Genomic DNA, 13635 nt, shown 5'->3' with positions numbered 1-13635 from the left:
TCAGTCCTCCAGGCGCGGGAATTGGCTGGCGATGTCTTCGCCGGTGAAATTGGCTACCCAACCTTCCGGGTTATTGAACAGACGGATCGCGACGAAATGCGGATGTTCGCCCATGTCGAACCAGTGCTTGGTTCCGGCTGGCACCGAGATCAGGTCGTTTTTCTCACACAGCACCGCGTAGACGTAATCGTCGATGTGCAGGGTAAACAGGCCACGGCCAGCGACGAAAAATCGTACTTCATCTTCGCCATGGCGATGTTCGTCGAGGAACTTGGCACGCAGTTCGGCTTTTTGCGGGTGATCGCTGTTGAGGCTGATCACGTCGACAGTGACGTAACCGTGCTCGGTCATCAGCTTGTCGATCTGCTCCTGGTAGGCGGCGATCACTTCTTCCTGGCTGGCGCCCGGCTGGATCTTCGCCGCCGCTTGCCAGCGGTCGAAACGAACGCCCTGCTCGGCCAGGGTCGAGGCGATGTCTTCGAAATGGGTCAGCACCTTGTTGGGGATTTCAGGACTGGAAACGTGATAGACGGACAGGCTGCTCATCTGGGCAACTCCTTAACGGTTCATGCTTTAAAGAGCGAGCGCATCTTCAACTCGCACTCGAACAAAAATTCAAAGGCCTCGATCTGCCGCAGGGCATCGCTCATGCGCGCGCCCCAGGTGTACAGGCCATGGCCGCGAATCAGGTAACCGACGCAATCGGGATGGGCGTCGAGCCAAGGCTGCACCTTGGCGGCCAGGCGCGCAATGTCCTGGTCGTTGTCGAAAATCGGCACGCGCACCCGGGATTCGTGGGTCGTCACACCGCTGAAGGCCTTTTGCAGTTCGTAGTCTTCGAACTCGATGAAGTCTTGCGACGTCAGGCGCGACAGCACGGTGGCGTTCACCGAGTGGGTGTGCAGCACCGCACCGATCTCCGGGCGCCAGCTGTAGAGTTGGGTGTGCAGCAGGGTTTCGGCGGACGGTTTCTTGCCCGGCTCCAGGCTGTTGCCCGACAGGTCGGTGGCCAGCACATCGTCCATGCCCAGTTGTCCCTTGTGCTTGCCGGAGACGGTCAGCAAGGCTTCGGTCGGCGACAGGCGGGTCGAGTAATTGCTGCTGGTGGCCGGCGACCAGCCGCGGCCATACAGAAAACGCCCGGCGTCGATGATTTCCTGGGCGAGTTGTTCACGGGTAAGGCTCATGGCCTGTCCTCTTGCATACGTGTGGCAATGATAACGGCAGCCGCGACGGCTGCGAGACTGGCAATACTAAAGGTCCATGCCGCGCCGAGGGCATTCCAGCTGTAGCCGGAATACAAAGCGCCCAACGCACCGCCGGTGCCGGCCAACGCGGCATACAGCGCCTGGCCCTGGCCTTGCTGGCGCGCGCCGAAGCTACGTTGCACGAATGAAATGGCAGCGGCGTGAAAGCTGCCGAATGTCGCCGCGTGCAGTACCTGGGCAAACAGCAATACCCAAAGGAATTCGGCCAACGACCCGAGCAGCAACCAGCGTAGTGCTGCCAGCAGAAAACTCGCCATCAGCACCCGGCGCAGGGAAAACCGCGCGAGGATCTTGCTCATGGCCAGAAACATCAAAACTTCAGCGACCACGCCGACCGCCCAGAGCATGCCGATCACGCCCCGGCTGTAACCCAGGTGTTCAAGGTGCAATGTCAAGAACGTGTAATACGGCCCGTGGCTCATCTGCATCAGCGCCACGCAGCCGTAAAACGCCAACACACCGGGGTTGCGCAGTTGCTGGAGGAATCCCTCCCCGGTCAACCGTTCACCCTGAATCGGTTGCGCGTTAGGCACCCACAGACTGCTGACCACGATGCCGGCCAGGATCAGCACCAGCGCCGCCGGGTAGATGTCCAGGCTCAGCCATTCGAACAAACGGCCCAGCGCGACCACGGTGATGATGAAACCGATCGAGCCCCACAGGCGAATCTGGCTGTAGCGCGAGGTCTGGCCCTGCAAGTGCGCCAGGGTGATGACTTCGAACTGCGGCAACACCGCGTGCCAGAAGAACGCATGCAAGGCCATGACCATCGCCAGCCAGGCGTAGGTCTTGCTGACGAAAATCAGCGAAAAGGTCAGCAGCGTGCACACCGCGCCGAAGCGCACGATGGCCAGCCGCCGACCGGTGTAGTCGCCCAGCCAGCCCCAGATGTTCGGCGCCACACAGCGCATCAGCATCGGGATCGCCACCAACTCGCCGATGCGCGCGGCGCTGAACCCCAGGTGATCGAAGTACAGCGCCAGAAACGGCGCTGTCGAACCGAGCAAGGCAAAATAGAACAGATAGAAACTGGAGAGCCGCCAGTACGGGAGCGCCGCAGTCGCCATCAGACGGCTGCGACCATGATGCCAGCCATTTACAGCTGACCCAGCACCGGCGTGCTCACACGCACATCGGCGTTCTGCCCACGGTGGCGCAGCAGGTGATCCATCAGCACGATGGCCATCATCGCCTCGGCAATCGGCGTGGCGCGGATGCCCACGCACGGATCGTGACGGCCCTTGGTGATCACTTCCACCGGGTTGCCATGGATGTCGATGGAACGGCCCGGTGTGGTGATGCTCGATGTCGGCTTCAGCGCCAGGTGCGCAACGATGGGCTGACCGGAGGAAATACCGCCGAGAATGCCGCCCGCATTGTTGCTGAGGAAACCTTCCGGGGTCATTTCATCGCGGTGCTCGGTGCCACGCTGGGCGACACTGGCGAAACCGGCGCCGATTTCCACGCCCTTGACCGCGTTGATGCTCATCAGCGCATGGGCCAGTTCGGCGTCGAGACGGTCGAAGATCGGCTCGCCCAGGCCCGGCATCACGCCTTCGGCGACCACTGTAATCTTCGCGCCGACCGAGTCCTGGTCCCGGCGCAACTGGTCCATGTAGGCTTCCAGTTCCGGCACCTTGTCCGGGTCCGGGCTGAAGAAGGCGTTCTGCTCGACCGATTCCCAGGTCTTGAACGGGATTTCAATCGGCCCCAGCTGGCTCATGTAGCCGCGAATGACGATGCCCTGGCTGGCCAGGTATTTTTTCGCAATCGCACCGGCCGCGACGCGCATCGCGGTTTCGCGGGCCGAACTGCGGCCGCCGCCGCGATAATCACGCTCGCCGTACTTGTGGTGGTAGGTGTAGTCGGCATGGGCCGGGCGGAACAGATCCTTGATCGCCGAGTAGTCCTTGGACTTTTGGTCGGTATTGCGGATCAACAGGCCGATGGCGCAACCGGTGGTGCGGCCTTCGAACACGCCGGAGAGGATTTCGACTTCGTCGGCTTCCTGGCGCTGGGTCGTGTGGCGGCTGGTGCCGGGCTTGCGGCGGTCCAGGTCACGCTGCAGATCCTCAAGGGATATCTCCAGCCCCGGCGGGCAGCCATCGACAATGGCGACCAACGCCGGGCCATGGCTTTCGCCCGCGGTGGTGACAGTGAACAGCTTGCCGTAGGTATTGCCGGACATGCAGGACGCTCCGTGAAATGAACCTGAATACGTAATGCGCGCCAGTATACGCAGGCTACCCAAGTAGTTCATCCTCGAACCTTATGGGTGCCTGTGAGTCCAACCGGCATCTTCTTGATGATGGCGCGATGATGCTGCGAGTTCTAGCCTTGAGCCTTACAATGATTTCCGGCTTCGCCCAGGCGACTGTCCTGCAACGACCGATCACCCTGGATACCGGCACCGGCGAGCTTTTCGGCTCGCTGTTACTGCCAAAATCCGACAATCGAGTGCCGGTTGTGCTGATCATTTCCGGTTCCGGCCCTACGGACCGTGACGGAAACAACACCGACGGCGGGCGCAATGACAGCCTCAAGCGTCTGGCCTGGGTGCTGGCCAAACACAACATCGCCAGCGTGCGCTACGACAAGCGCGGCGTGGCCGCAAGCCTGGCGGCAACCCCGGATGAACGCAATCTGACGGTGGACGCCTATGTGGCCGACGCTCAGGCCTGGGGCCGCAAGCTCAAGGCCGATCCGCGTTTCGGCCAGTTGATCGTGCTGGGTCACAGCGAAGGCGCCTTGATCGCCAGCCTCGCTGCGCCGGACATCGATGCCGACGCGGTGATTTCTGTCTCGGGCAGCGCAAGGCCAGTGGATCAGGTCATTCGCGAGCAACTGGGCAATCGCCTGCCACCACCGTTGATGCTGCGCAGCAATGAATTGCTCGACAGCCTCAAGGCCGGGAAACCCGACGACAATGTGCCGCCACCCTTGCAGGCGATTTTCCGCCCGAGCGTGCAGCCTTACCTGATTTCCCTGTTCCGCCAGGACCCGGCCACGGCATTTGCCAAACTGAAGATGCCAGCACTGATCATCCAGGGCAGCAACGACATCCAGGTCGGCGTCAATGACGCACGGCTGCTCAAGGCGGCCAAACCGGACGCCGAACTGGCGCTGATCGAGGGCATGAACCACGTCATGCGCATCGTGCCCAACGACGTCAAACGCCAGATGGCCTCCTATAAAGACCCGCAGTTACCCCTGGCGGCGGAACTGGGCACGCGAATCCTCGGTTTTATTGACGGACTTCGCGCCAGTTAACCTCCAGTCTTGAAAAAAACGGCCGATAAGCCTTTGTCGCCAACACATTGGTTGGCGACAAGCTGAGCTTGGACAGGATCTCGCCGTTATGACTGACACCCAGACTTCACCCGACACCAGCGCTGAAAAAGACGCACCGCCAGCGGTCGAGCTACCCTGGGCGGACGTCCACGTCGAGCACCACAAGATGCTCCGTCTGGCGCCGCTGCAGACTGACCGCAACACTGGCGGGCGCCCATTGCGCTTTGTCGAATTAGGCTATGCCGAGCGCAACGACAAGGCGCACAGCCTGATGCGCATGAGCATCACCCTGCCCGGCCAGCGCGTACGCAAGGAGCAGAATCATCTGGACGTGTGGGTCGATCACGCCGAAAAACGCGTGCATTTCGGACCGGAAAGCGGATTGCAGATTGAACCGCTGAACCGTGGCATTGGCCGCTACATGGCGGCCCAGGGCATCAACTGGGCAAAGAAGCGCTGGCCGACCTACACCGTCGACGGCTTTGACCTGAATAACAAGGATGCACTGAACGAAGACACCCGCCTGCGCCGCGATCATTTTTTGCGCGTGCATGGGTTCGACGTGGTGTATGCCGATGCCCAGCATTTGAAAGGCAGCGTCAAGGCGGTCAAGGTCGGCGACCTCTCTGGCGAGTGGAACAGCGAAAAACTGCAGGTCGTGGAAATTCTCGAGGCGGCGCAGATGCTCCAGCAAGCCGAGCAGAACCTGGCCGAGCAGGAAGTCAAACTCAAGAAACACGAAGAGAAAGTCAGCAAGTACAAACGCGAAGACGCCGGGCTGCGATTCACCATCACTTGCCTGGTGGCGTTTGCGGTGTTTCAGGCGGGGCTGCTGATCTGGATTGCTACGCACCGTTGAATCAAAAGATCGCAGCCTGCGGCAGCTCCTACAGGAATACGCATTCCATGTAGGAGCTGCCGCAGGCTGCGATCTTTTGCTTTTTAAATGCGGGAAACGAACAACGCCTGATGCTCCCGGCACTGCTGCGCGCTGAGCATGAACACACCATGGCCGCCACGCTCGAACTCCAGCCAGGCGAAGTCCACTTCCGGGTACAGCGCCTCGACGTGCACCTGGCTGTTGCCCACTTCGACAATCAGCAAGCCCTTCTCGGTCAGATGATCCGCCGCCTCGGCGAGCATGCGTCGCACCAGGTTCAAACCGTCATCACCGCAGGCCAGGCCCAGCTCCGGTTCGTGCTGGTATTCGTCCGGCATGTCGGCGAAATCTTCTGCGTCGACGTAGGGCGGGTTCGACACGATCAGGTCGAAACGCTGACCCGGCAAGCCTTCGAAGCCGTCGCCCTGCACCGTGTACACACGCTCATCGACGCCATGGCGCTCGATGTTCTGGTTGGCCACTTCCAGCGCTTCGAACGACAGGTCGGCCAGCACTACTTCGGCATGCTGGAACTCGTAGGCGCAAGCGATGCCGATGCAGCCGGAGCCGGTGCACAGGTCGAGAATTCGCGCCGGCTCGTTGGCCAGCCACGGGGTAAAACGATTTTCAATCAGCTCGCCAATGGGTGAACGCGGGATCAGCACGCGCTCATCGACGATGAACGACATGCCGCAGAACCAGGCCTCACCCAGCAGGTAAGCGGTCGGCACCCGATCTTCGATGCGGCGCTTGAGCAAAAGCTGCAGGTGAACCACTTCGTCTTCTTCCAGATTGCAGTCGAGGTAGCTATCGGCGATTTCCCACGGCAGGTGCAGCGCGCCCAACACCAATTGCCGGGCTTCGTCCCAGGCATTGTCGGTACCGTGGCCGAAAAACAGATCCTCCCCATGGAAGCGGCTGACGGCCCAACGGATATGGTCACGCAGGGTGCGAAGGCGGGAAGTGATCACGACGGCAAACTCCAGAAAAATCGACGGGGGATTCTACCAGTCAAACGACGTCACGACGACGCGGGAAACCACCGATTCAAATGTAGGAGTTATCCATTTTTTCGCCAGGCTATTGAACAAAACGCGACTATTGACAAGGCTACAGGCCAGCAACGACGGCACCTGTGATCGTAGCCATTCACAGAACCGCTCAGCCAGAGGACAATGGCGCAAAAGCCCCACTCCAAGGAGCCCCAGAATGTCTGTTCCAAAAACGATGTTTCAACTCAGTGGCCGCGGTTATGCAGCGGCCAATCTGAGCCATGCCACGCTGGTCATCATCGATGCCCAGAAAGAATACCTCAGCGGTCCCCTGGCCCTGAGCGGCATGGATGAAGCTGTCGCGAACATCAAGCAATTGCTTGCCGCTGCCCGCGCCGCCGGCCGGCCGATCGTGCATGTCCGCCACCTCGGTACGCTCGGCGGGTTGTTCAACCCCCAGGGCGTAGGTGGTGAGTTCATTCCGGGCCTGGAGCCACAGAGCGATGAAACCGTCATCGGCAAATTGCTGCCAAGCGCGTTTCACGGCACCGAACTGGCACAACGCCTGGAAGACCTCGGCGCCCTTGACCTGATCGTCTGCGGCTTCATGAGCCACTCCAGCGTCAGCACCACGGTGCGTGCCGCCAAGAACCTGGGCTTTCGCTGCACCCTGGTGGAAGACGCCTGCGCCACCCGCGACCTGCCTTACAAGGGCGGCGTGCTCAGTGCCGCACACGTTCATCAGACGGAAATGGCGATCATGGGCGACAACTTCGCCACCCTCGCGCTGACCCGTGAACTGATCTGATCGACGCTCAATGAGCGGCATGGAACGCCGCTCATCCGCAAAAGCCTCCCATTTGCCGTAATTGTCTTAGCCTCAGGAACATCCCGGTCAACTCCCGGTCGAAGGGCCGATACCCATTGAGGAAGGTCGGAATGAAGTTATCCGATGGTTTTGACGCTCGCCGCTTGCGGCCCAAAGGCCAAAGCAACTGGCGATTTCGAATCGGCGCGACGTTCGCAGCGTTGCTGGCGATGTGTGGCGTATTGCTCGCCATGGCCGGTGCCGCCAGCCTGCTCGGCCACGCACCCGCCCTGGGTGAATTGAACACCAGCCGCACCGGTGCCGCCGTGATCCTGGCGATCGGCCTGTTCGTGCTGTACCTCGGTGTCTGGTTATGGCGCCGTTGCCGTCGTCGCTCGCGGCAGTCGCGGGAACTGGCCATGTCCCCGCACCTGATGAAAAAACACGACTGAGCCTGGCGTCGCGCGCGTATTTGTCGCGCCCGATTCGCTTCGAGTTGGGTAAACTGGCCGCCCTTCGCGGAGGCTGACATGCAAGACGACGATTTTTCCCTGTTCAAAAGCGCGATCCAAGGCGTCAAGCCGATCAAGCACGATCGCGCCGAAACCGGCAAACCCAAGGCTGATCGCGCGCAGATTGCCAAGCTGCGTCAAGCGGCGACCGTACGCACCGAATCCACCACCGTCGACGGGCTGTCCGATCAGTTCGTCATCGACGTCGGCCCTGAAGACGAGCTGATGTGGGCCCGCGATGGCGTGCAGGAAAGCCAGATGCGCAAGCTCAAGGTCGGGCAGATTCCGTTCGAAGGCAGCCTCGACCTGCACGGCATGAGCGTGGAAAAGGCCCGGGAAACCCTCTGGGCGTTCCTGGCCGAAGCCACCAGATTCGAAATCCGCTGCGTGCGCGTCACCCATGGCAAAGCCGTGCGACTGGACGGCAAGCGGCCGATGATCAAAAGCCACGTCAACACCTGGCTGCGCCAGCATCCACAGGTGCTCGGCTTCACCTCGTGCCAGGCCAAACACGGTGGTGCCGGCGCGGTTTATGTGATGCTCAAACGTACCATGATGGAAGGTCGCGACGAGTAAAGCTGACGCGTCACGCTTGCAGCGTCGTGCCCGTCACCGTACCCTTGCCCTTTGCGTAAAATCCCACAGGTAGTTTCATGTCCCTGGAACAGAATTACACGGCGATCCTCGGCCAGCTCGGCGAGGACGTTTCCCGCGAAGGCCTGCTCGACACGCCAAAACGTGCCGCCAAAGCCATGCAGTACCTCTGCCGCGGCTATGAACAGACACTGGAAGAGGTCACCAACGGTGCCCTGTTCAGCTCCGACAACAGTGAAATGGTGCTGGTCAAGGACATCGAGTTGTACTCGTTGTGCGAACACCACCTGCTGCCGTTCATCGGCAAGGCTCACGTCGCCTACATCCCGAGCGGCAAGGTCCTGGGCCTGTCGAAAGTGGCGCGGATCGTCGACATGTACGCCCGTCGCCTGCAGATCCAGGAAAACCTCAGCCGCCAGATCGCCGACGCGGTCCAGCAGGTCACCGGTGCCTTGGGCGTCGCGGTGGTGATCGAGGCCAAGCACATGTGCATGATGATGCGCGGTGTGGAAAAGCAGAATTCGACGATGATCACCTCGGTGATGCTCGGAGAGTTCCGTGAAAACGCCGCCACTCGCAGCGAATTCCTCAGCCTCATCAAGTAATTCGCGGCACGAAGAAAACCGGCATTCATCGCCGGTTTTTTTTCGCCTGCAAAAAATCAGGTAAGCTGCGCGCCCTTCTTCATTCGCACCGTGAGGCTTTCAACGTGTTCGTAAAAGCGCTTCGTGTCGGCCTTGGCCAACTGATCATCTTCATCGACTTCATCACCCGCCCAGGCAAGAAGCAGCGTCCGGCGGAAGTTCAGGGACAGGTCAACTCGGCTGCCAAGGGCCTGACGCTGTATCAATTCCACGCCTGCCCGTTCTGCGTGAAGACCCGCCGCACCTTGCGCCGCCTGAATGTGCCGGTGGCACTGCGTGATGCGAAGAACAACGAACAGGATCGCCAGACCCTGCTCGAGCAAGGCGGCAAGATCAAGGTGCCGTGCCTGCGCATTGAAGATAATGGCCAGACCACCTGGATGTATGAGTCCAAGGTGATCATTGATTATCTGGACAAGCGTTTTGCGGCGGCCTGATGTTTTTGTGGTGATCTGACTGACGCCTTCGTCGGAACGCCGCCCGGAGCAAGCCCGCACAGGCACCGCAAATCCCGGACAAAAATAAACCGGCCCTCGCGCCGGTTTATTTGTTTTCACGCTGCTTTTGCGGCCTGGGCAGCACGCACCACCGCCGCCAACCGCTCGAGCCCTTCATCCAGCCGCGCCGGATCAATGTGGCTGAAGTTCAACCGCAGATACCCCGGATGATTATCCGGCTCGGGGAAGAACGGTTCGCCCGGCATGAACGCCACGTCGTTGGCCAGCGCGGCATTGAGCAAGGTGCGGGTGTCGTGCGGCTGCTTGAGTTTCAACCAGAAAAACAGCCCGCCCTGCGGCACGTTCCAGTCCGCCAGATCCGAGAAGTGCGTTTCCAGCGCAGCCTGAAACGCATCCCGACGCCCCCGATAAAAGTCGCGCAACCCACTACGGTGTTGCTGGTATTTCTCGGTGCCAATCCATTGCAACGCCTGCCACTGGCCGACCCGATTGGTGTGCAAATCCGCCGACTGCTTGAGTTTCAACAAATGGGGAAACAAATCCGGGCTGGCGATCAGGTAGCCGACGCGCAAACCCGGCAACAGGGTTTTCGATACGGTCCCGGTATAGATCCAGCTGGCCTTCTTCAAGCGGCTGGCAATCGGGGTGGCGCTGCCACCGTCGAAGGTCAGTTCGCGGTAAGGCTCGTCTTCAATCAGTGTCACGCCGAATTCATCGAGCAACGCCGCCACCGCGTCGCGCTTGGCTTCGCTGTAACGCACCGCCGATGGATTCTGGAAGGTCGGGATCAGGTAGATGAAGGCCGGACGGTGTTGCTCCAGCCGAGCGCGTAGCTCCGTCAGGTTCGGCCCGTCGGCCTCCAGAGGTACGGTCAGGCAATCGGCGCCGAACAGCTGGAAAATCTGCAACGCCGCCAGATAAGTCGGCGCCTCGAGCAGGATTTCGGTGCCCTTGTCGATGTACAGCTTGGCCGCCAGGTCGAGGGTTTGCTGTGAGCCGCTGACCACCAGCACCTGGCTTGCCTCGCACGGCACTCCCAACGCTCGCGCCTCGGCGGCCAGCGCTTCACGCAGCGCCGGCTCGCCTTCGCTCATGCCGTATTGGCCCATGGAAACCGGCATCCGGGCCCAATCGACCTTCGGCAACATGGCTTCGGCCGGCAGGCCGCCTGCAAACGACATCATCTGCGGACGTTGGGCCGCGGCGAGGATTTCACGGATCAAAGAACTTTTAAGGCGCGAGACACGTTCGGAAAAAGCCATGGGGATCACCGGTAGCGAGGCATGTGAAAAATGAGTCAAACTTATTGACCGAAATTACGCCTCCCCGAACGGATACGTCAATATGCTTGACCTTAAAAACCCGCTTTCCCAGCAGCAGGCCATGGAAGCGTTTTTCTTCGGCTACCAGGCCTTCACCGCCAAGGCCGATGAAATGCTCGAACGTCGCGGCCTGAGCCGGGTGCATCAGCGCATCGTGTTTTTCATCGCCCGCTATCCGAACCTGAGCGTAAAGGAACTGCTGGCATTGCTCGGCGTGAGCAAGCAGGCGTTGAACATGCCGTTGCGGCAATTGTTGGAGATGCATCTGGTGGAAAGCGTCGCGTCCGAAACCGACAAGCGCAAGCGCCTGCTGGAGTTGACCGCCGAAGGCGCGCGGTTTGAACAGGCGCTACGGCGCGAGCAGGTGAAATTGCTGGAGCGGGTGTTTGCCGAGGCCGGGGAGACGGCGGTGAATGGGTGGCTGGCGGTGAATCTGGCGTTGGGGGAAAGCCAGGCGCATACCGACTGAATCATTCTGCCTGCTGATTTTGATGCTGACTGATCCGGCCTCTTCGCGAGCAAGCCCGCTCCCACTGGTTTCGATTCGGTCAAAAAATATGCGCAGATCCGCCGCTTCCTGTGGGAGCGGGCTTGCTCGCGAAGGCGTCGGAACAGGCGATATATCCCTAAAGCCAAACTTTTCGTAAACAAAATCAAAAACATTATTTGCTTTCTTTGTATACAAAAGCATAATCCACTTCGTGCGAGTTCCTGACCAAGAGGTCAACAAATTCGCAAGTGCCTCAAAGGGCCGCTGCCACCCTCATGGGTCCGGCCCTGGAAATAACAATAAAACTCTTGAGGAGTATTCGCTGTGGAAAGCCGCAAATCCGAAGCATCGACGCTGGATCTCTCGCCGCCATTACGCAATGGCTTGCTGGAACGTCTGTTCAAACTCAGCTTGCACGGCACCACGGTGAAGACCGAGCTGATCGCCGGTCTGACAACCTTCATCACCATGGCTTACATCATTTTCGTCAACCCCAACATCATGGCCGACGCCGGGATCGATCACGGTGCGGCGTTCGTCGCCACCTGCATCGCCGCGGCCCTGGGTTGCCTGTTGATGGGCCTGTACGCCAACTGGCCGGTCGGCCTGGCACCGGGCATGGGGTTGAACGCCTTCTTCACCTACACCGTGGTCGGCACCATGGGCTACAACTGGGAAACCGCCCTCGGCGCGGTGTTTGTGTCCGGTGTGTTGTTCATGATCCTGACCTTCTCGCGGATCCGTGAATGGCTGCTCAACAGCATCCCGGTCAGCCTGCGCTTCGCCATGGGCGCCGGCGTGGGTCTATTCCTGGGGCTGATCGGCCTGAAAACCGCGGGTATCGTCGTCGATAGCCCGGCCACACTGATCAAGCTCGGCTCCCTGCGCGAACCTGGCCCGCTGCTCGCCGCCGTGTGCTTCCTGATGATCTCCATCCTCAGCTATCACAAGGTGTTCGGCGCGATCCTCATCAGCATCATCACCGTGACCCTCGCTGGCTGGGGTCTGGGCCTGGTGCACTACGAGGGCATCATGTCGGCTCCACCGAGCCTCGCACCCACCTTCATGGCCATGAACGTCGCCGGCGTGTTCAACGTCAGCATGATCAGCGTGGTCCTGGCGTTCCTCTTCGTACATATGTTCGACACCGCCGGTACCTTGATGGGGGTTGCCCAGCGCGCCAATCTGGTCGGTGCTGACGGCCGCATCGAAAACCTCTCCCGCGCCATGAAAGCCGACAGTGCTTCCAGCGTATTCGGTGCGGTCGTCGGCGTTCCGCCGGTCACCAGCTACGTGGAAAGTGCTGCCGGTGTTGCAGCGGGTGGTCGGACTGGTCTTACCGCAGTGACCGTAGGTGTGCTATTTATTGCAGCCATGTTCTTCGCACCCCTGGCCGGGATGATTCCTGCCTATGCAACCGCAGGTGCACTGATTTATGTAGCGATGCTGATGATGGGCGGCATGGCCCACATCGAATGGGACGAAGCGACCGACAGCATCCCGGCGATTGTCACCGCAATCATGATGCCGCTGACCTTCTCGGTCGCCGACGGTATCGCACTGGGCTTCATCACCTACGTGGCGCTGAAGGCCGGTACCGGCAAGTACAAGGAAATTTCCGTGAGCCTGTGGGTGCTCTGCGCGATCTTCATCGCCAAGTTCATCTTCTTGTAAGCCACACGCGGTACACGCTTGAAAACAGCCTCACCCCGTCGGGTGGGGCTTTTGTGCAAATGGAGGAAAGTGATGAGTCTGGAAACCTGGCTGCTGTTCAGCGGCGCTGCGCTGATAGTGATCCTGATCCCGGGGCCGCTGTCGTTGCTGATGATCAGCAACAGTCTGAATTACGGCCTGCGCCGCTCTTACCCGGCCTTTCTGGGCGGCGTATCGGCCTCGATCTGCCTGCTCAGTGCATCGGCGCTGGGCCTGGGTGCGTTGTTGCTGGCGTCGGAACAGCTGTTCAGTGCCCTGAAGATACTTGGCGCCCTTTACCTGTTCTACCTCGCCTGGCAGAGCTGGCAGCAATCGCGCCAGCCTTCCCACGGCGCTGAAGTGCCACAAGCCGCGCCGGTGCCACGCTTTCGCGCACTGTTCGGGCGTGCGTTCATGCTGGGCGCAAGCAACCCGAAAGACATCCTGTTCTTCGCCGCTTTCCTGCCGCAGTTCCTGAGTGCCGAACAGCCGTTCCTGCCACAACTTCTGGTGATGATCGCGACCTGGACCGTGCTCGACCTGCTGTGCAAATTGGCCTATGGCCTCGGCGCCCATGGTGCGGCGCGGTATCTGCGCAGCGGCAAGGGCCAGAGCTGGTTTAACCGGATCAGTGCAGGGTTGTTCAGTGGCGCGGGTGCAGCGTCCCTGCTGAGCCGCTAAACA

At 60.5% G+C, this 13635-nt stretch carries 16 protein-coding genes; 10 read left to right on the top strand and 6 right to left on the bottom strand.

Annotated elements, in window-relative coordinates:
• The 4 genes from ACMDB8_RS08040 to aroC are packed head-to-tail and all read right to left on the bottom strand — an operon-like array spanning position 1 to position 3456.
• Positions 1-546, bottom strand: coding sequence for a 1,2-dihydroxy-3-keto-5-methylthiopentene dioxygenase (locus tag ACMDB8_RS08040; protein WP_056721834.1), 546 nt, complete (start codon positions 544-546; stop codon positions 1-3).
• Between the two features lie 20 nt (positions 547-566).
• A complete protein-coding gene (locus tag ACMDB8_RS08035) occupies positions 567-1187 on the bottom strand; it encodes a methylthioribulose 1-phosphate dehydratase (RefSeq protein ID WP_056721832.1) in 621 nt (206 codons plus the stop codon).
• Positions 1184-2335 carry an MFS transporter gene (locus ACMDB8_RS08030; RefSeq protein ID WP_409078462.1) on the bottom strand — a complete coding sequence of 384 codons (1152 nt, stop codon included), beginning with the start codon at positions 2333-2335 and terminating at the stop codon, positions 1184-1186. The genes ACMDB8_RS08035 and ACMDB8_RS08030 overlap by 4 nt, the downstream gene beginning before the upstream one ends.
• A 29-nt stretch (positions 2336-2364) precedes the next feature.
• A complete protein-coding gene (aroC, locus tag ACMDB8_RS08025; protein ID WP_007974902.1) occupies positions 2365-3456 on the bottom strand; it encodes a chorismate synthase in 1092 nt (363 codons plus the stop codon).
• 83 nt (positions 3457-3539) lie between these two features.
• On the opposite strand from aroC, the gene ACMDB8_RS08020 reads away from it, so the two are divergent.
• A complete protein-coding gene (locus tag ACMDB8_RS08020) occupies positions 3540-4538 on the top strand; it encodes an alpha/beta hydrolase (protein ID WP_409078463.1) in 999 nt (332 codons plus the stop codon).
• Positions 4539-4626: 88 nt separating this feature from the next.
• Positions 4627-5418 (top strand): hypothetical protein, encoded by a 792-nt coding sequence (locus ACMDB8_RS08015; protein ID WP_056721825.1) that lies wholly within the window; start codon positions 4627-4629, stop codon positions 5416-5418.
• A gap of 83 nt (positions 5419-5501) precedes the next feature.
• On the opposite strand, the gene prmB is transcribed toward ACMDB8_RS08015, so the two are convergent.
• Entirely contained in the window at positions 5502-6410 is a 909-nt protein-coding gene (gene prmB / locus ACMDB8_RS08010) for a 50S ribosomal protein L3 N(5)-glutamine methyltransferase (protein ID WP_056721823.1), read from the bottom strand.
• A 238-nt stretch (positions 6411-6648) separates the two neighbouring features.
• Between prmB and ACMDB8_RS08005 the strand changes: the two genes are divergently transcribed.
• From ACMDB8_RS08005 to ACMDB8_RS07985, 5 genes are all read left to right on the top strand, one after another.
• Positions 6649-7239, top strand: coding sequence for a cysteine hydrolase family protein (locus ACMDB8_RS08005; protein ID WP_056721821.1), 591 nt, complete (start codon positions 6649-6651; stop codon positions 7237-7239).
• A gap of 131 nt (positions 7240-7370) precedes the next feature.
• Positions 7371-7691, top strand: coding sequence for a hypothetical protein (locus ACMDB8_RS08000; protein WP_008048404.1), 321 nt, complete (start codon positions 7371-7373; stop codon positions 7689-7691).
• Positions 7692-7769: 78 nt separating this feature from the next.
• Positions 7770-8327: a Smr/MutS family protein gene (locus ACMDB8_RS07995; protein ID WP_056721819.1), complete on the top strand. Its 558-nt coding sequence runs from the start codon at positions 7770-7772 to the stop codon at positions 8325-8327.
• Between the two features lie 77 nt (positions 8328-8404).
• A complete protein-coding gene (gene folE / locus ACMDB8_RS07990; RefSeq protein ID WP_007988130.1) occupies positions 8405-8950 on the top strand; it encodes a GTP cyclohydrolase I FolE in 546 nt (181 codons plus the stop codon).
• A gap of 104 nt (positions 8951-9054) precedes the next feature.
• Complete coding sequence (locus tag ACMDB8_RS07985) at positions 9055-9426, top strand: glutathione S-transferase N-terminal domain-containing protein (protein WP_409078464.1); 372 nt, start codon at positions 9055-9057, stop codon at positions 9424-9426.
• A 116-nt stretch (positions 9427-9542) separates the two neighbouring features.
• Here the strand turns inward: ACMDB8_RS07985 and ACMDB8_RS07980 are convergent, their stop codons facing one another.
• Positions 9543-10709, bottom strand: a complete 1167-nt coding sequence (locus ACMDB8_RS07980; protein WP_409078465.1) for a PLP-dependent aminotransferase family protein — start codon at positions 10707-10709, stop codon at positions 9543-9545.
• 82 nt (positions 10710-10791) lie between these two features.
• On the opposite strand from ACMDB8_RS07980, the gene ACMDB8_RS07975 reads away from it, so the two are divergent.
• The 3 genes from ACMDB8_RS07975 to ACMDB8_RS07965 all read left to right on the top strand — a co-directional run bounded on the left by ACMDB8_RS07975 (position 10792) and on the right by ACMDB8_RS07965 (position 13632).
• Positions 10792-11238, top strand: coding sequence for a MarR family winged helix-turn-helix transcriptional regulator (locus tag ACMDB8_RS07975; protein WP_056721813.1), 447 nt, complete (start codon positions 10792-10794; stop codon positions 11236-11238).
• A 345-nt stretch (positions 11239-11583) separates the two neighbouring features.
• Complete coding sequence (locus tag ACMDB8_RS07970; RefSeq protein WP_008048392.1) at positions 11584-12933, top strand: NCS2 family permease; 1350 nt, start codon at positions 11584-11586, stop codon at positions 12931-12933.
• 72 nt (positions 12934-13005) lie between these two features.
• A complete protein-coding gene (locus ACMDB8_RS07965; RefSeq protein WP_056721811.1) occupies positions 13006-13632 on the top strand; it encodes a LysE family translocator in 627 nt (208 codons plus the stop codon).
• Positions 13633-13635 lie beyond the last annotated feature (3 nt).

Origin of the sequence: Pseudomonas monachiensis (genome assembly GCF_047345015.1) — a bacterium.
Taxonomy (GTDB): Bacteria; Pseudomonadota; Gammaproteobacteria; order Pseudomonadales; family Pseudomonadaceae; genus Aquipseudomonas; species Aquipseudomonas monachiensis.
Note: the sequence above shows the minus strand (reverse complement) of the source record. Positions and strands in the feature narration are given on the sequence as shown.